The sequence below is a fragment of the Paenarthrobacter sp. JL.01a genome, from assembly GCF_025452095.1.
Classification (GTDB): Bacteria; Actinomycetota; Actinomycetes; order Actinomycetales; family Micrococcaceae; genus Arthrobacter.
Genome location: NZ_CP104877.1, coordinates 4,083,793 through 4,099,990, shown reverse-complemented (window position 1 = coordinate 4,099,990; position 16,198 = coordinate 4,083,793). Strand labels below are relative to the sequence as shown.

The window sequence follows — 16,198 nt, the reverse complement described above, 5'->3', positions numbered from 1 at the left end:
CTCATTTGAATAAATCCCTGGTCTCAAACTCGCAAATGATTTTTCAGTCGTAAACATGAAGGGCACACCATGAAGAAGTACACGACGATCGGCGGCGTAGCACTGGCAGCAGCGCTGATGCTGACCGCTTGCGGCGGGGGAACGCCGTCGGGTCCGGCCTCCCAGAAGGCCGAAGAAGCAGGCGGCGACATCAGCAAACTGATCAGCGTCAACGCCAAGGAAGCCAAGGACCTGGAGCAGGGCGGCACGGTTACCCTCGCTGTGGGCAGTATTGGCCCGGACTTCAACAACAACTCCAATGTGGGCAACAGCGCGGACACTTCCGCTCTGCTGACTCCGGTCAACCCCGTCGGCATGAGCAGTGGCGGCATAGGCGGTTGCTGGAAGCTCGACTTCGATGGCAAGGCTTCACCCAACAAGGACTTCTGCGAGGACGTCAAGAGCGAAGTCAAGGATGGCAAGCAGACCATCACCATCAAGGTCAACGACAAAGCTACCTGGAACGACGGAACTCCGATCGACGTCAAGACCTTCCAGAACACGTGGAACATGCTCAAGGGCGAGGACAAGGCCATTGACATCGTCACCGCGGGCGCCTACGCCTTCGTGGATTCGGTTAAGGCTGGTGCCAACGACAAGGAAGTCATCGTCACCACCACCCAGCCTGTCTACCCGCTGGAAAGCCTGTTCTTCGGCCTGATCCACCCGGCCATCAACACCGCTGACATCTTCAACAAGGGTTTCGCCGGCGAAATGCACCCCGAATGGATGGCAGGCCCGTTCAAGGTGGAGAAGTACGATACGACGGCGAAGACCGTCACCATGGTTCCCAACGACAAGTGGTGGGGCCAGAAGCCCGTCCTGGAAAAGGTCATCTGGCGCCAGATGGAACCGAGCGCAACCATCGCTGCTTTCAAGAACGGTGAAATCGACGCCACCAGCGGACGTACCCTGGGACGCTACAAGCAGCTCGAAGGCACCAAGGACGCCGACGTCCGCCGCGGCCAGCGCCTCTTCGCCGGCGGCCTGAACCTCAACGCCAAGAAGCCCGCGCTGACTGACGTGGCCGTGCGCAAGGCGATCTTCACCGCCGTCGACCGTAAAGCCATCCGCGACGTCCGCTTCAACGGCCTGAACTGGTCGGAAGAAAGCTCGGGCTCGATGATGCTTATGCCGTTCTCCCAGTACTACCAGGACAACTACCCCGTGAAGGACAGCGGGGCGGATGCCGCCAAGAAGGTCCTGACCGACGCCGGCTACGCGCCCAACGACAAGGGCATCATGGCGAAGGACGGCGTTCCTGTTGCCTTCAAGATCACCAACTTCGGCGATGACCCCACCACCGCTGCCACCTCGCAGACCCTGCAGAACCAGCTCAAGGCCGCCGGCATGGACGTGACCATCGATCAGCGCGGTGACGCCGACTTCGGCAAGGTTGTAGGAACCCGCGACTTCGATGTGACCATCTCCGGTTACACCGTGGGCGCGGACGCAACGGATGCGGTCAAGCAGTACTACGACTCCACCACCAACGAGAACGGCCTTGGTGACGCCGAGCTCGATGCCGAGATCAAGCGCCTGGCGACCATCGCAGATGACACCGAGCGCAACAAGGCAGCCATGGAGGTGGAAAAGAAGCACATGGAGAAGTACTTCTCCATGGGAACCGTCCTCAACGGCCCGGAGATCCAGTTCGTGCACAAGGGCCTGGCCAACTACGGCCCGTCCCTGTTCAAGAGCAACTCCAACGTTCCGGACTGGACCACCATCGGTTGGGAAAAGGGCGCCAAGAAGTAGCCTGCCCTCTGTAGTTTCCTGAAGGCCGGGATCTTCCCGAACCCGTTGAACGGTTCGCGGAGATTCCCGGCCTTCCGTCCCACGCTCGCTCACATCCCCCGCGCTTCCCGGAACCGCAACGCCATGTACATAACGTACGAGATGTACATAATGGACAGAAGCGCGTAGTCTGGAAACATGGGTATCGCAGACTACGTCGTGAGTGTCGCTGACCTCCGTGTCCACCTTTCAGACACGATCAACCGCGCCGCCTACGGCCATGAACGGATCAGCATCACCCGTCGAGGCAAGGTTGCTGCGGTGCTCATCAGTGCTGAGGATCTTGAGCGGCTGGAACGTCTCGAAAATGAGGCGGATCTTAGGGCCCTTCATGCCGCCAAAGCGGAAGATGATGGTGCCCGAGTGAGTCTGGATGACCTTCTGGAGGAAAACGGAATCGCTCGGTGAGCCAATACCGGGTCGAGTTCAGCACGGCGGCCGCCAAGCAGATCCGAAAACTGGAGCCGCCTGTTCGCCGCAAAGTGCTGCTGGCCATCGTCGAACTTGAAACCAACCCCCGCCCTGACGGTGTGACGAAGCTCTCCGCGGAGTCGAACGCCTGGCGGATCCGCATCGGGGACTACAGGGTCCTCTACGAAATCCACGACGGCGAACTCGTCGTCATCATTTTCCGGGCTGCCCACCGCCGCGAGGTCTACTGATCTAGCCTTGGGGCATGACTTCACAGCCGATCCGTACCGCCGTCGCAGGCTTTGGGCTCTCCGGCAGCGTCTTCCATGCGCCGTTCATTGAAGCCAACCCGGCCTACGAGCTGAGCGTCATCGCAACCTCGGACCCGCAACGGCAGGCCAAGGCCACGGAGCGCCACCCGGCAGCAAGCATCGTCAACACCCCGGAGGACATCCTCGCGCTCGCAGACCAGCTGGACCTCATCGTCCTCGGCACACCGCCGGCAACCCACTACCCGCTGGCGAAAGCCGCGCTGGAAGCCGGACTCGACGTCGTCGTTGATAAGCCGTTCGTCATCCACAGCAGCCAAGGCGAGGAGCTGATCGCCCTGGCGGCGAAGGAAAGCCGGGTCCTCACGGTCTACCAGAACCGGCGCTGGGACGGCGATTCACTCACCGTGCAGAAACTGCTCGACGCCGGGACGCTGGGTACCGTAACCCGGTTCGAGGTGGGCATGGAGCGTTGGGCGCCTGAGATCGCCAAGGCTTGGAAGGCCAGTGCTACGGCGGAGGACGGCGGCGGGGTCCTGTTCGACCTTGGCACGCACGTCCTGGACCTCGCGCTCCGTTTCTTCGGCCCGGCCACTGTCACCTATGCCGAAATCACCGCAAGACGCCCCCAGGAAAACGCCGACGACGATGTCTTCCTCGCCCTCCGGCACGATTCCGGTGTGATCACCCACGTCACCATCAACCTCAACAGCCACCTCCACGGCCCGCGCTTCAGGATCCTCGGCACCAAGGGCGGCTTCGTGAAGTTCGGCACCGATCCGCAGGAGCCCTTTGTCCTGGGAGGCGGGCGGCCCACGGACCCGGAGTACGGCGTCGAGCCTGAAGAAAACCATGGCACGCTCGAACTGGACGGCGAACGCACAACGGTTCCCACCGAGCGCGGCGCCTACCCTGAGTTTTACCGTCTTCTGGCGGAAAAGCTCGACGACGGCGGCACGGCCTCCGCGCGCCCGGTACCCGTGGACCCGGCCGGCCCGGTGGCGGTCCTGCGGCTGATTGAACAGGCCCGGGCCATGGCTTCAAAAGATTTTTTGGGAAAGGCGTAACCTCACCGAGGTCCCCAGCGATGTAGGGGGTGTGCGGGCCACGTCCGCACCCTGATCATCCGGCAGCTACCCAACAGCTGCCGGGGCAATCCCAAAATCGTTTGTCGGAGGGTTTTATGTCCTTGTTCACTGTCCTTGCCACCAGCAAAGTCGCCGCAGGCGTCCTGGCTGCCGGAGCTGTAGCTGTCGGCGGAACCGGCGTGGCTGCCTTCAATGGCGCCCTTCCCACTGAAATCCAGAAGACCGCGCACGACGTCGTGGGCGCTCCTGCCCCCATCGCCGAGCAGAAGACGGCTGAAGCAGCCGCCGCTGCCGAAACCGCCAAGACCACGGCAACCGACGCCGTCGAGACCGCCAAGGCAACCGCGAACGACGCTGTTGACGCCGGCAAGGCCAAGGCCACGGGCGCCGTCAACGACGCCAAGGCCGCGGTGGAAGACGCTACGTCGCCGGAAGCTTTCGGTCTTTGCAACTCGTTCCTCAACGGTGGCCTCAAGGCAGACACCAAGGTTGCAGGCTTCAAGTCCCTGGCCATCGCCGCTGGTGGCGAAGCCAATGTCCAGGCACACTGCACCGCCGTGGTGGAAGCCGGTAAGGCTGCAGGCCTGAAGGCTGACGGCAGCGCCAAGGCAAATGCCGACGTCGACGCTTCCGTGAAGTCCGAACTTCCGGCCACGCCTGCGGTTCCCGCTGTCCCGGCTGTTCCGGCTACGCCTGCCGTCCCCGCAGTTCCGGCAGTTCCGGCTGTGCCTTCGCTGCCTACCCAGGTTCCCACTGAGGTTCCGGCTGTCAACGGCGCACCCGTCGATTCCGTCCGCTAAGCAAGCAGCGGTTACGGTTTAAAGGCAGGGCTCCTTGGCTTGATGACAGGGAGCCCTGCCACATAACGCGGGATGGAGGCGTCCACGGGTGCTTGAACCCTTGGCTGACGAATACGTGCAGGCGGATCACGACGATCCCGCTCTGCTCTTTACGGCTGCCTACAACGCCTTTTCCGGGCCGGTCTTCGGCTACCTCAAAGCCCGCGGCGTGGACGATCCCGAAGCTGTAACCCAGGACGTCTTCCTGGCCTTGTACCCCAAGTTGGACACCCTTCAAGGCGGGCTGCAGGGTGCCAAGACCTTGCTGTTCACCATCGCGCATGCCCGTTTGGTGGACCATTACCGCAAGCGTGAACGGACCCCCGACTCCACGCCATACGAACCGGACTTCGACGCCCGCAGCTCACCGTCGGCGGAAGAGCAGGCGTTCGGAAGGGCGTCCGGCCTGGGGGTAACGGAACTTTTGGAGGACCTCGCCGAGGATTACCGCGAGGTCCTGGCGCTGAGGGTCGTCGCCGACCTCTCGGTGGAAGAAACAGCGGACATCATGGGCAAGTCCCAGGGGGCCGTAAAACAACTGCAGCGCAGGGCATTGGGTGCACTGAAAAAACGTGCGCTACTAAGGAACGGCACATCATGAGCGACAACACCGCACCGCGTCGGCGCAACGACCAGCAGGCGATCGACTCCCTGCTCGCGGACGCCGGGATGGAGGACACCTCCAGCCTGCGCACAGAACTTCTTGAACTGCGTTCCCTGGCCAACACCGCCCCCATGCCCTCGGATGCCGTCCGGGCCCTGATGGTCGGTGGCCCCGCGGCGACACAAATGATGCCCGCCATGGCTCCTGAGGCAACGCAGCAGACTGCCCCTGTAGACGAGCTGGCCGCACGCCGCAGGAAGAAGGGGCGCGCCGCCGTCGTCGGTCTTGCGGTTGCGGTGTCACTCGCCGGTGGTGCGACGGCGGCAGCAGCCTCCGAGGGCGGAATCCCGGGAGCCTTCGAGCATCTTGGCGCGGCCATCGGCTCGGTGGTCTCGCAGCTCACCCCCGGCTCGGGCAACGCACCCCAACCCCACGTGCCCGCTGGTACGACGCCGGCGCAGGACCCTTCCCACCAGGAAAGCCAGCCCGCCGTGGTTCCGAACCAGCCCACTCCGGCCCCGTCTGCTCCCTTGAGCCCCGCCGGGACACCTCACGCTGATCCGCAGGCCACCCCGGGTCACGGTCAAACCCAGGATCCCAAGGCTCCACGGACCGATCCGGGCAAGGACATCCTTCCCCCGGCTCCGTCGCTTCCGGTCACGCCGCCGGAGATCGATCCCTCCAAGCTGGATCCTACAAAGCTCCGCCCCTCGGACATTCCCGTCCCGGTGCTTCCCACCTTGCCCGCGAAGTGACACTTGGTGGCAATGTTGGGCACCAACATTGCCATTAACTGCCCATTTGGCGCGGTTTAAACCACGACGGCGGGGTGCGGCTTCGCGTGGAAGCCGCACCCCGCCGTCGTGTTTGGTTTGCTAGGCGGAAACCAGGCTGTGCCAGTCGGTGACCAGGGGCAGGTTGTGAGCCTCGGAAACGGAGTGGTGTGCCACGTGGCCGGCGGCGATGTTGAGGCCGGCAGCCAGGGCGGGGTCGCGGTCGAAAGCGGCCTTGACGCCCAGGTTGGCCAGGGCCACGGCGTAGCGCAGGGTGACGTTGGTCAGTGCGTACGTGGAGGTGTTCGGAACAGCGCCAGGCATGTTGGCAACGCAGTAAAAGATCGAGTTGTGGACCTTGTACGTCGGTTCCTGGTGGGTGGTGGGGTGCGTGTCCTCGAAGCAGCCGCCCTGGTCCACGGCGATGTCAACCAGAACCGAGCCCGGCTTCATGCGGGAGACGAGTTCGTTGGTGACCAGCTTGGGGGCCTTGGCGCCCGGGATCAGGACGGAGCCGATCACGAGATCTGCGTCGATGACTGACTTCTCGATCTCGTAGGCGTTGGAGGCAACGGTCTTCAGGCGGCCCTGGTAGAGGGCATCGAGTTCGCGCAGCCGGTTGATGTTGATGTCCATGATGGTGACATCAGCACCGAGACCCAGCGCCATGGCAGCGGCGTTGGTTCCCGCAACGCCGGCGCCGAGGACAACAACCTTGGCCGGACGCACGCCCGGTACGCCGCCCAGGAGGACACCCTTGCCACCGGCCGGAGCCATCAGCGATGAAGCGCCAACAACTACCGACAGGCGGCCTGCGACCTCGGACATCGGGGCGAGCAGCGGAAGCGCGCGGCCTTCCTGCACGGTCTCGTAGGCGATGGCGGTGACGCCGGAGTTGATGAGCTCGGCGGTGAGCTCGGGCTCTGCGGCGAGGTGGAGGTAGGTGAAGAGGATGAGGCCCTTGCGGAAGCGGTGGTACTCGGCAGCGATGGGCTCCTTGACCTTCATGACCATATCAGCGCGGCCCCAGACGTCATCGGCTTCGTTGACGATTTCTGCGCCGGCGATCGAGTATTCCTCGTCGGTGATGCCCGAGCCCAGGCCTGCGCCGCGCTCAACCAGAACGGTGTGTCCGTGGGTGCGGAACTCGTGAACGCCTGCGGCCGTAATGGCTACGCGGAACTCGTTGTTCTTGATTTCTTTGGGGACGCCGATGATCATTTGTTGGCTCCATCGTTAGCGGCCTTTTCGGCCGAATATGTACTGCGGGCTGTGATTCCAGAATAAATCCGGCTGTGAGGCAGGCGACATGAAAGCCGGGCCGCCTCAAGTTCAAAACCCCGGAAAATCAGGGAACTTTGCTGCGTAGGTTCGACATTTGTCGTGTGCTGGAGCGTCAGGTGTCGCCTGATGTTGGTACGCTGTGCGGATGCAGCAGGACGTGGAACAGATCGTGGAACGTGTGGCGCTGAAGCTCGGGCGCGGGCTGTCGCTGGAGGACCTCGACGGCGTCCTCCTGGCCTACAGCTCCAACCAATCCCACGCCGACCGTGTCCGCGTGAATTTCCTCCTGAGCAAGCGCGTTCCGGGGGATGTCAGCGCCTGGCAGCTCTCGCACGGCATCGCCACAGCGGTGCGCCCCGTCGTGGTCCCCGCCAACGACGAACTGGGGATGCTGGGCCGGGTCTGCGTGCCGCTTTTGGTCCGCGGTTTCCGTGTGGGGTACCTGTGGGTGCAGCAAGACCTTGAAGAGCAAAGTGCGACGGCGATCCTCGCCCAATTGCCCGGCGTGCGTGACGAGCTGGACCTGTTGGCGGGCCTGCTCCTTGACTCCAATACGGCCGAGTCCGAGTTCCGGCGAAGGCGTGAGCAGGAGTTCCTCTCGGCTTGCGGCGGTGAGTCGAATGCCGTCGCCGCCGTAGCGGGCTGGAAGGAGATCCAGGGCCGCGGTCCGTGGCAACTGGTGACCATCCTGGACGCGGACGGTGCCCGGTCCGACGTCGACCCCATTGCCGCAACCCTGACGCATCGCTCTGCCGCGCTGCAGTCGACCATCGGCGTGAACGCCGCCTTGTTCAGTGCGGGTACGGAAACCCACTCGGTGGTCCTGTTCCGCGAATCCGGGGGCCGGGCAGACCACGCGCAGGTCCTGGTCCACTACCAGCTGGAGCTCGCCAAGCGTGCCGGCAGGACCGTGGACCGCGTCATCCTGGGGATCAGCGAGCCTTTTCAGGTGATCAGGCAGCTCGCGGGGGCGTACCGGCAATCCAAGGTCGCAGCCCAAGCCGCTGCGGTTGACCTGCAGCTGGGGGAGTTGGTGGACAGCCGGGCGGTTGGTGTGTACCAGCTTTTCGATCGCCTGCTGGCCCCGGGTGGTTGGGACGACACCGGCTCGGTGCATTTCCGGACACTCGAGGATCAGGATAAGAACGGCGAGCTCCTGCCGGTCCTCGAACTCCTCTACGACAACGACGGCGCGGTCCAGGATGTGGCCGCCAAGCTTCACCTCCACCGGAGCAGCATCTACAACAGGCTGGGCCGGATCCGCCAGCTCATCGGTGCTGATCCGCTCAATGGTGCCATCCGGCTCGAGCTCCACGCGGCCCTCAAGGCGCGGCGCTGGGCGGGGCGGCCAAGGATCTGAGGGCCATGTGAATCGGGCCCACTAACCACATGAGGCAGGCACCCTGCACGGGTGCCTGCCTCAGTGGTGGCTAGGAACGCCTTAAGCGCTGGCAACTCCAGCGGCCCCTCCGGCGTCGGAAAGTGGACGTGCGGCTGCTGCTGCAGTACCGGCCGTGCCACCCGGTGTGGACTGTGGTGCGGGGCAAACGGATGCTCATTGCAACACATCCCGGGCAGCGCTCAGGAGCGATTCCAAGGTGGATGCTTGCGGCTTCGGCGTGTTCGGGTTGCCGGTGGGCCGTGGCTTGGAGGTCTCCGTGGGCGTGGGTGTCGGCGTAGGAGTTGCTGTCGTGGTCGGAGTCGGGGTTGTAGTCGGCGTCGGCGTGGCTGGCGGAGTGGTGACCGTGTCCGACGGCACGTCGCTGGGAGCCGGCGCGGGCTGGGCCGGAGTCGTTCCGGGCGCAGGCGTCGAGGTCACGGGCGGTGCAGCAGCCGGGGCTGCCGCCGAAGGTACCCAAACCGGAGCGGCCAAGGAGACGTGCGGTGAGGGAACCGACGACGGCGAAACCGCCGCAGGTGCCTCCGGGACCGTTGCCGGCTGGCCGGCTTCGGACGAGGCTGAACCCGATGACGACGGGGACGACGCCGTGGTGTAGGACGTCCGTGGTGCCGGTGCGGCGGAGCCCGATTGGCGGTCAGCGTTGCCGCCGCTGGCTTGGTTTGTGGGTGCTTCCTGCCCGAAGAAGGGAAGATGCAGGGCCTGACCCACGGATCCTGCGGTCAGGGCGAGTCCCAGCGCGCCGGCAACAATTGCCATGCGCTGGCTCATGTGCTTCACGGACGCGGCTTTCCGCAGGACGGCTTGGGGTTCGCGGCCGAATGTCGAGGTCGCGCCGAGGCCCGCAGCGTTAAGAGGAGCTGGCGTCTTGGGTGCAGCGGCGGCGGCCGCGGGAATGGCCGCAGTGGCCGGATTTTCCTGCCGGACGATCGGGATGGCGGACGTTGAAGGGCCCGGCGTGGTTGAAGCGGGAGCTGCGGCCCGGGCGGCCTCGACAACCGGGATGGCCGCGGTCGCCGGTTCCGGGGGCACGGATTTCGCTGCCAGGGTTTCTGCCGGCTCAATCACGGCGCGGGCTGCCCGTTCCCGCTCAGCGGCGCGGGCGGCGGCGCGCGTGGTGGGAATCGCCGCAGTGGCGGGTTCCGGCGTCGTACTTTCTGTACCGGCGACCTGTCCGCTGGGTTGGGCCCGACGGCGTCCGGTTGGCTTGGTGCGCTCGCGTTCGAGTTGCGCGCGGCGCGTGTTATCCATGGTTGGGGACATGGTTGTGCCTCTCAACGCCTGCGAGGTTAGCTGTCGGGTTCGGACGAGGCCGTCCGGCCGCTGGTTGCGGCTTCACCCCAAGGGCTTGCGGAGAAAACAAGCCCGGAGAACTGTGGGTCCCCCGTCTCTGCCGCGGGTCTGGCGGATCCTGGATTGCGGCAGAGCCCGGCGTCAATCCAGAAGCGGCCCAGCGGAGATTCGGGTCGCCCTACGACCGTACAGTAGCCGGAAAGTAAAGTCACATTAATGTAACGGGCGGAACGTCCGCCCCTTCGAGAGGGCTCTACCGCTTAGGCTTCGGGGCCGGCCGAAGTCCGGAAGGCACTAGCCTTGGGCGCCTACTGGCCGGTAGACATGAGCTATGGACCTGCCTGTGATGCCGCCCGTTTCGCCCATGCTCGCCAAGTCTGTCCCGAACATCCCCGACGTTGGGCATTACGAGCCCAAGTGGGATGGGTTCCGGACCATCGTCTTCAAGGACGGGGACGAGATCATCCTGGGCAGCCGCAACGAAAAGCCCATGACGCGCTACTTCCCGGAGCTCGTTGAAGCCCTGAAGAGGAACCTTCCGGACAAGTGCGTGGTGGACGGCGAGATCATCCTGATCCAGGGCAACAGGCTGGAGTTCGAGGTGTTGCAGCAGCGGATCCATCCCGCGGACAGCCGGGTGCGGATGCTTGCGGAGAAGACGCCGGCGTCGTTGGTGGCGTTCGACCTTCTTGCCCTCGGCGAGGAGGATCTCACGGTAAAGCCCTTCGCAGAGCGACGCGCGGCCTTGGAGAAAGCCCTCGCCAACGCTGAGCCGCCGGTGTACGTCACGCCCGCGGTGACGGACCTGGAGCGGGCGAAGGAATGGTTCGTGCAGCTTGAGGGAGCAGGGCTCGACGGCGTGCTGTCCAAACCGCTCGACGGCACCTATCAGCCGAACAAGCGGGTGATGTTCAAGACCAAGCATGAGCGGACAGCCGACTGTGTCGTTGCCGGCTTCCGCTGGCACAAGACCGCGAAAGTTGTGGGGTCGATGCTCCTGGGGCTCTACGACGACTCGGGCCGGCTCCATCACGTCGGCGTCGTGGCATCATTCCCCATGGCAAAGCGGGAGGCGTTGGTGGCTGAGCTTGAGCCCTATCAAGTGGAGTTTGCCGAGCATCCCTGGGGTGAGTGGGCCAACCAGGAAGCCGGCGGATCCAGGATGCCCGGTGCCCAGAGCCGGTGGAGCGCGGGCAAGGACTTCTCCTTTGTTCCCCTCCGCCCTGAGCTGGTCATTGAGGTGGCCTACGACTACATGGAGGGCGACCGGTTCCGCCACACGACGCAATTCCGCCGGTGGCGGCCGGACCGGACCCCCGAAAGCTGCACGTATTCGCAGCTGGAGGAGCCTGTGGAGTACGACCTCGGGGAGATACTGAACCTCCCGTAGCCGGGTAATGCCAAACACGTTGCCAACCCGCTGTTGCGTCGCTGGCCAGCAACGCAACAGCGGGTTGGCAACGGAGTTAGCTGTGCCGCCGGGTACTACTCCTCGTGCCCTTGGTCGCTGCTCATGCTTCCTTCAGCAGGGGGCGTTTCGCCCGGGGGTACCCCTCCACCGGGCTCGAGTCCCGTGACGATTCCGTCCAGGGGATCCGGGTTGGCTGAGGCTGCGGGATCATCGTCCTCGTCCTGGCGCATGTCGGGGTCCTCGTGGATGCTGTCCGCGTCCGCTGTGGTGTCAATGGGTCCGGTTGCGCCGCTCACGCCGAAGGTTTGGGGATCGTCTTCCGGGTCATAGCTGGTCATGGTGAACCCTTTCGTCAGTAAGGTGAACCAGTTCGTAAGTAAACTTACTAATTTGCTTGCCCCGCCAGCCTAACGTGATCCGGCTTCCCCCAACAAGGGGCACCCGCGTGTGGGGCCGGCGTCGTCCCCAATCCCTCAGCGGTGCTGCGTTGTGGCGTTGACGAAGCTCCGGATGGCATCCGCCACGGCCTTGGGCCGCATGTGCTGGGCTACGTGTCCCACCCCGGGAATCTCAACCAACCGCCCCTGCGCTACGGCCCGCGAAAGCCGGAGCGACCACTCCGGTCCGGCAACCTGGTCCCGGCTTCCGCGGAGAACCAGGACCGGAGCCTGTATCCGGGAGAGCCGTTCCTCCGTCGGGTACTTCATCATCACGGGCAGTTCGGTGAAGTACCAGCGGGGCCCGCAGCGAAGATAATCGCTGAACACGATCCAATTCGAGGAGGGGCTTTCGCGCAGCATCCCGTCCAAACCCAGGGCAATCGACTGCCGCAGGATGTTCTTGTGCCTGGAATCGACAACAGGACCCATCAACACCACGTGCCGTGCACTCTCCGGCCGGTGCAGGGCCGCCTCGATGGCGAACTGCACTCCCATGGAGTGGCCCACCAGAACGTACGAGTCGATCCCGCGCGATGCCAGTGCTTCGGCAATGAAGGCTCCGTAGTCTTCGATCTGGAGTTGCCGTTCCGGCCGCGGCGTCCCGGCGAAACCGGGCAGGTCCAGGGAATACGTGGGCGCGCTCGCGGCCAGCACAGCGTGCAACCGGGCAAGGTAGCGGTGCGAGACTCCAATGCCGTGGATGAGGATGTAGGCCGGTGCCGCCTCCGGGGCAGTGCCCGGCGCGGGTGTGCCTTCCGTCCAGACGATGCGTCCGGTCAGGCCGAGAACCTCGATGTCGGCGGACAGCAGCGCGGTCATGCGGGGCAAGCCAGGTACGGGGATCGTGAAGCCATACCGCTATTGAACCGCATCAGGGACGAAGGCGATTACTCCCTGGTCGCGTCGTCCGATTCAGCCGGGTCTGCTGCCGGACGTGAAGCGTCAGGTGCGGCCGCCGCATCAGCTGCCTCCCGGCGTCGTGCGATTTTCGCCTCGGTCCACATGGTGACCGCTACGAATACCGTGCACGCGAACATGAAAGTGGCTACAAAGTTCAAACCCATGGCCGAGCCCAAGGGTATGGCAAGGGCCAGCGCAGCCAAACCGGCCACGATATGCCACCCCTTGAAATTGCCCACCGATCAAGCGTAACCCCGGCCTTTACGGGTGCCCGCCTGTTGGCTGGGATCGTTGCTTGATCCTTATCACTCGGATACTTTCAGTCGCTTTTTGAAGTCTCCGCGTCGGCGGTTTCGGCCTGCTGGCGCTTCTGGGTTTCCAGCCACGACATGATGGCGGCCTGCCGGATCCGGCGATGCGTTCCCCGGTATTCCACAGGAATCTCGCCGCGGTCGGTCATGTTCCGCAAATAGGTGTGCGAGATCCCGGCAAGCTCCGCCGCCTGCGAGGTGGTGAGCATTTCCTCCACGCTGCTGACCGTCACCGTTTCGCCCCGCCCAAGTCTCGCCAAGAGGTCGACGACGGCGTCCCGGGCCGCGTCCGGCAGGCGGTGGACCGTGCCGTCCACGAACACGGTGATGTCGTCGCTGTCGTTCAGGGAACGCGCCAGGTTCCGGGCGTCGTCGGCGGGAAGGCCCGCTGTGACCCGGGGAGCTATCAATGCCATGGCAGAAGCCTAGCGGCTGGGAAGGGAAGAACTTACTCCGCGTCCAGGTCCGTTTCCAGCAGCTTCACCAGGGCATCCAGTGCTGCTTCGGCGCCGTCACCCTCGGCCCGCAGCACCACGACGTCGCCCTTGGCGGCGCCAAGCGTCATGAGCGACAGGATGCTGGCGGCGTCCATCGCTTCATCTTCGGGCTGGCCCTGCATGGCGATGGTGACGTCCACCGGCTGTTCGCCCGCGGCCTCGGCGAACAGGGCGGCGGGCCGGGCGTGCAGGCCCGAGCGGCTGGCTACGGTTGCTGTGCGTTCTGGCATGGTTTCTCCTGGTGGTGGATCGGGTTAGAGGCCGAGTTCTTCGAGTACGGGGAGCTTGGCCCGGACCCACTCACGGGCTTCGGTGGCGCTGGGTGCGGACAGCGCCAGGCGGGCAAGTTCCTGTGCCTGCTCCAGGGTGACGGTCTTCAGCACTGTCCCGACGGCGGCCAAGGAGCGCGCGGTCATGGACAGTGTGGTGACACCCAGACCGGTAAGGACGACGGCGAGGGCCGGGTCCGCGGCCGCCTCACCACAGACGCCCACGGGCTTGTTGGCGCCTTCGCGGCCGGCGCCTTCCTGGGCCGCGCCTTCCACGGTGAGCTGGACGAGCCGGAGCACCGCGGGCTGCCAGGGCGTGTTCAGTTCTGCGAGGGGGCCCAGCTGTCGGTCGGCAGCCATGGCGTACTGGGTGAGGTCGTTGGTGCCGAGGGAGGCGAAGCCCACCTCGCGCAGGACGGTGGCGCTGGTCAGCGCGGCGGAGGGGACTTCCACCATGACACCCGGGGTCTGGATTCCGGCAGCGGCACAGAGCGAGGCGAAGCGTCCGGCTTCGGCAGCAGTGGAAATCATCGGTGCCATGACCCACACATCGGCTTCGGACTCCGACGCGGCCCGGGCGATTGCCTCAAGCTGGCGCTCCAGGACGCCGGGCGTGGTGAAGTCGGTGCGGTAGCCGCGAACGCCAAGCGCAGGGTTGGGTTCAGTGGCATCCGTGAGGAAGGGGAGGGGCTTGTCGGCGCCGGCATCCAGCGTGCGAAGGACCACCTTCTTCCCGGGGAAGGCATCGAACACGGCTTTGTAGGCGGCGGCTTGCTCGTCCACTGAGGGCTCGGTGTCCCGCTCGAGGAAGCAGAATTCGGTGCGGAACAGGCCAACACCCTGCGCCCCGAGACCTGCTGCCGCCACGGCGTCCTTGGCACCTCCGACGTTGGCGAGGAGCGGCACCAGGTGGCCGTCCGCCGTCGTGCCGTTTCCGTCGAACGAAGCCAGCGTCGCGGAGGTTTCAGCCCACGCGGTTGCTGAGGCGCGGTGCTCCCCGGTGGGTTCAACTGCCACGAAACCGGCCGCGCCGTCCACGTAGACTTCAGTTCCGTCCGCGATGTCGTCCACGCCGTGAGCGGCCACGACGGCGGGCAGGCCGAGCGAGCGGGCGATGATGGCGGTGTGGGACTGGGGGCCGCCGCCCGAGGTGACCAGTGCGAGGACCTTGGACGGGTCCAGCGTGGCAGTATCTGCCGGTGCGAGGTCTTCGGCCACCAGGATGAAGGGGTTGTCGGAGGACGGGATGCCCGGAGCGGGGACGCCGCGGAGTTCGGCCACGATGCGTGCGCGCACGTCAAGCACGTCCGTGGCGCGTTCGGCCATATAGCCGCCGAGGTTGTGCAGCATTTCGGAGACAGAGGCACCGGCTTCCCAGACGGCGCGCTCGGCAGAGGTTCCGGCGTTGATGAGTTTGCCGGCCGACTTCAGGAGCATGGTGTCCTTGGCCATCAGTGCGGTGGCTTCAAGGACTGCTTTGCCGTCGCCGGAGGCGCTGTCCGCCCGGCCCTTGAGCTCGTCGTGGACAGACTGTGCCGCAGCTTTCAGGCGCGCGACGGCATCTTCCGGGCTGACGTCCGCGGCGAGGCGTTCGCCCGAGGGCGGCTCACTCACCGGCTTGGGCATCTGGCGGACGGAACCGATGATGCGGCCAGGGCTAACCCCAACTCCTTGGAAATTCTGCACTGAATCCTCTGTTCCTGCTTGTCGGTCAAGACCCGCCGGCGACGGCACCGGGAGCCTGCAAATTTAGCTTACAAAATTTCCTTGTGAGCTACTTCATATAGCAATGCTATAGGTGCTAGGGTAGCGGTTATGAGTTTCGATGACCAGCTTCCGCCGAAAATTCGGTTGCTTCGCGCAGCTGCCGAATTGCTGGCGAATTCGGAGGGGTCAGCGGTCTCGACGCGCCAGATCACCAAGCTTGCCGGGGTCACGGCGCCAACGCTCTACCACCACTTTGGTGACAAAGAAGGACTGTTTGACGCCGTCGTCTCAGCCGGTTTCGAAGAGTACGTGGCAGGGGAGCGGGATTTTGCACCGTCCGGGGAGCCCTTGGAAGACGTCCGGCGGATGTGGGACAACCACGTCCAGTTCGGGCTGACCCAACCCCACCTGTACTTGGTGATGTTCGGCAACATCAGGCCGGAAAGCCGCCCGGCAATCGTGGCCGATGCTGAAGCGCTCCTGGAAGAGATGCTGAACAAAGCCGCCATCGCCGGTCAGATCAACGTGCCGCCCCGCGAAGCAGCACGCAGCATCCTGGCGGCCAACGTGGGCGTCACGCTCATGCTGATCGCAGAACCGGTGGAAGACCGGAACCTCGAGCTCTCAACGATGACCCGGGATTCCATGATTTTCGCCGTCTCCACGGACACAGCCCGTGGCGCCGCAGCGGAGGACTCCGGTAAGTCCTCGGTAGTTGTTGCGGCAATCGCCCTGAATGCGGCACTGCAGGCCTCGCATTCAGACCAACTGTCCAGCTCTGAACTGAAGCTCTTCCTTGAGTGGCTTCACCGCATTTCCAGCAGCTCCTAGCTGCTCTCTCTCGATCTATATCGACTGACCCCGCGC

At 64.7% G+C, this 16,198-nt stretch carries 18 protein-coding genes and 1 riboswitch; of the genes, 10 read left to right on the top strand and 8 right to left on the bottom strand.

Annotated elements, in window-relative coordinates; genetic code table 11:
• The first annotated feature begins 69 nt into the window (after positions 1-69).
• The 7 genes from N5P29_RS19440 (at position 70) to N5P29_RS19410 (ending at position 5,802) form a co-directional block, all read left to right on the top strand.
• A complete protein-coding gene (locus N5P29_RS19440) occupies positions 70-1,797 on the top strand; it encodes an ABC transporter family substrate-binding protein (protein ID WP_144662111.1) in 1,728 nt (575 codons plus the stop codon).
• Between the two features lie 177 nt (positions 1,798-1,974).
• Positions 1,975-2,244, top strand: coding sequence for a type II toxin-antitoxin system Phd/YefM family antitoxin (locus N5P29_RS19435; protein ID WP_144662112.1), 270 nt, complete (start codon positions 1,975-1,977; stop codon positions 2,242-2,244).
• Complete coding sequence (locus N5P29_RS19430; RefSeq protein WP_262276415.1) at positions 2,241-2,498, top strand: type II toxin-antitoxin system RelE family toxin; 258 nt, start codon at positions 2,241-2,243, stop codon at positions 2,496-2,498. Before N5P29_RS19435 ends, N5P29_RS19430 begins: the two co-directional genes overlap by 4 nt.
• Before the next feature lie 14 nt (positions 2,499-2,512).
• Positions 2,513-3,583: a Gfo/Idh/MocA family protein gene (locus N5P29_RS19425; protein WP_262276414.1), complete on the top strand. Its 1,071-nt coding sequence runs from the start codon at positions 2,513-2,515 to the stop codon at positions 3,581-3,583.
• 116 nt (positions 3,584-3,699) lie between these two features.
• The gene (locus tag N5P29_RS19420) at positions 3,700-4,404 is read left to right on the top strand and encodes a hypothetical protein (RefSeq protein WP_262276413.1); all 705 of its coding nucleotides are present in this window, start codon (positions 3,700-3,702) and stop codon (positions 4,402-4,404) included.
• 88 nt (positions 4,405-4,492) lie between these two features.
• Entirely contained in the window at positions 4,493-5,044 is a 552-nt protein-coding gene (locus N5P29_RS19415; RefSeq protein ID WP_262276412.1) for an RNA polymerase sigma factor, read from the top strand.
• On the top strand, positions 5,041-5,802 hold the full coding sequence (locus N5P29_RS19410; RefSeq protein WP_262276411.1) for a hypothetical protein: 762 nt from the start codon (positions 5,041-5,043) through the stop codon (positions 5,800-5,802). Before N5P29_RS19415 ends, N5P29_RS19410 begins: the two co-directional genes overlap by 4 nt.
• A 120-nt stretch (positions 5,803-5,922) precedes the next feature.
• Here the strand turns inward: N5P29_RS19410 and ald are convergent, their stop codons facing one another.
• Positions 5,923-7,041 carry an alanine dehydrogenase gene (ald, locus tag N5P29_RS19405; protein ID WP_262276410.1) on the bottom strand — a complete coding sequence of 373 codons (1,119 nt, stop codon included), beginning with the start codon at positions 7,039-7,041 and terminating at the stop codon, positions 5,923-5,925.
• A gap of 208 nt (positions 7,042-7,249) precedes the next feature.
• On the opposite strand from ald, the gene N5P29_RS19400 reads away from it, so the two are divergent.
• Positions 7,250-8,464, top strand: coding sequence for a PucR family transcriptional regulator (locus tag N5P29_RS19400; protein WP_262276409.1), 1,215 nt, complete (start codon positions 7,250-7,252; stop codon positions 8,462-8,464).
• A gap of 195 nt (positions 8,465-8,659) precedes the next feature.
• On the opposite strand, the gene N5P29_RS19395 is transcribed toward N5P29_RS19400, so the two are convergent.
• Positions 8,660-9,754: a hypothetical protein gene (locus N5P29_RS19395; RefSeq protein WP_262276408.1), complete on the bottom strand. Its 1,095-nt coding sequence runs from the start codon at positions 9,752-9,754 to the stop codon at positions 8,660-8,662.
• Between the two features lie 15 nt (positions 9,755-9,769).
• Positions 9,770-9,920, bottom strand: a riboswitch (cyclic di-AMP (ydaO/yuaA leader).
• A 207-nt stretch (positions 9,921-10,127) separates the two neighbouring features.
• Here N5P29_RS19395 and N5P29_RS19390 point away from each other — a divergent pair.
• Entirely contained in the window at positions 10,128-11,186 is a 1,059-nt protein-coding gene (locus N5P29_RS19390) for an ATP-dependent DNA ligase (RefSeq protein ID WP_262276407.1), read from the top strand.
• A 95-nt stretch (positions 11,187-11,281) separates the two neighbouring features.
• Here the strand turns inward: N5P29_RS19390 and N5P29_RS19385 are convergent, their stop codons facing one another.
• The 6 genes from N5P29_RS19385 to ptsP form a co-directional block, all read right to left on the bottom strand.
• Positions 11,282-11,545, bottom strand: a complete 264-nt coding sequence (locus N5P29_RS19385; RefSeq protein ID WP_262276406.1) for a DUF6480 family protein — start codon at positions 11,543-11,545, stop codon at positions 11,282-11,284.
• A gap of 135 nt (positions 11,546-11,680) precedes the next feature.
• Positions 11,681-12,466, bottom strand: a complete 786-nt coding sequence (locus tag N5P29_RS19380) for an alpha/beta fold hydrolase (RefSeq protein ID WP_262276405.1) — start codon at positions 12,464-12,466, stop codon at positions 11,681-11,683.
• A gap of 68 nt (positions 12,467-12,534) precedes the next feature.
• Positions 12,535-12,786, bottom strand: coding sequence for a hypothetical protein (locus N5P29_RS19375; RefSeq protein ID WP_262276404.1), 252 nt, complete (start codon positions 12,784-12,786; stop codon positions 12,535-12,537).
• 80 nt (positions 12,787-12,866) lie between these two features.
• Entirely contained in the window at positions 12,867-13,274 is a 408-nt protein-coding gene (locus tag N5P29_RS19370; protein ID WP_262276403.1) for a helix-turn-helix domain-containing protein, read from the bottom strand.
• Between the two features lie 32 nt (positions 13,275-13,306).
• Positions 13,307-13,585 (bottom strand): HPr family phosphocarrier protein, encoded by a 279-nt coding sequence (locus N5P29_RS19365; RefSeq protein WP_039243297.1) that lies wholly within the window; start codon positions 13,583-13,585, stop codon positions 13,307-13,309.
• A 24-nt stretch (positions 13,586-13,609) separates the two neighbouring features.
• Positions 13,610-15,310: a phosphoenolpyruvate--protein phosphotransferase gene (gene ptsP / locus N5P29_RS19360; RefSeq protein ID WP_262276402.1), complete on the bottom strand. Its 1,701-nt coding sequence runs from the start codon at positions 15,308-15,310 to the stop codon at positions 13,610-13,612.
• A gap of 129 nt (positions 15,311-15,439) precedes the next feature.
• Here ptsP and N5P29_RS19355 point away from each other — a divergent pair, with 129 nt between their 5' ends.
• Positions 15,440-16,162 (top strand): TetR/AcrR family transcriptional regulator, encoded by a 723-nt coding sequence (locus N5P29_RS19355; protein ID WP_144662142.1) that lies wholly within the window; start codon positions 15,440-15,442, stop codon positions 16,160-16,162.
• The last annotated feature ends 36 nt before the right edge of the window (positions 16,163-16,198 follow it).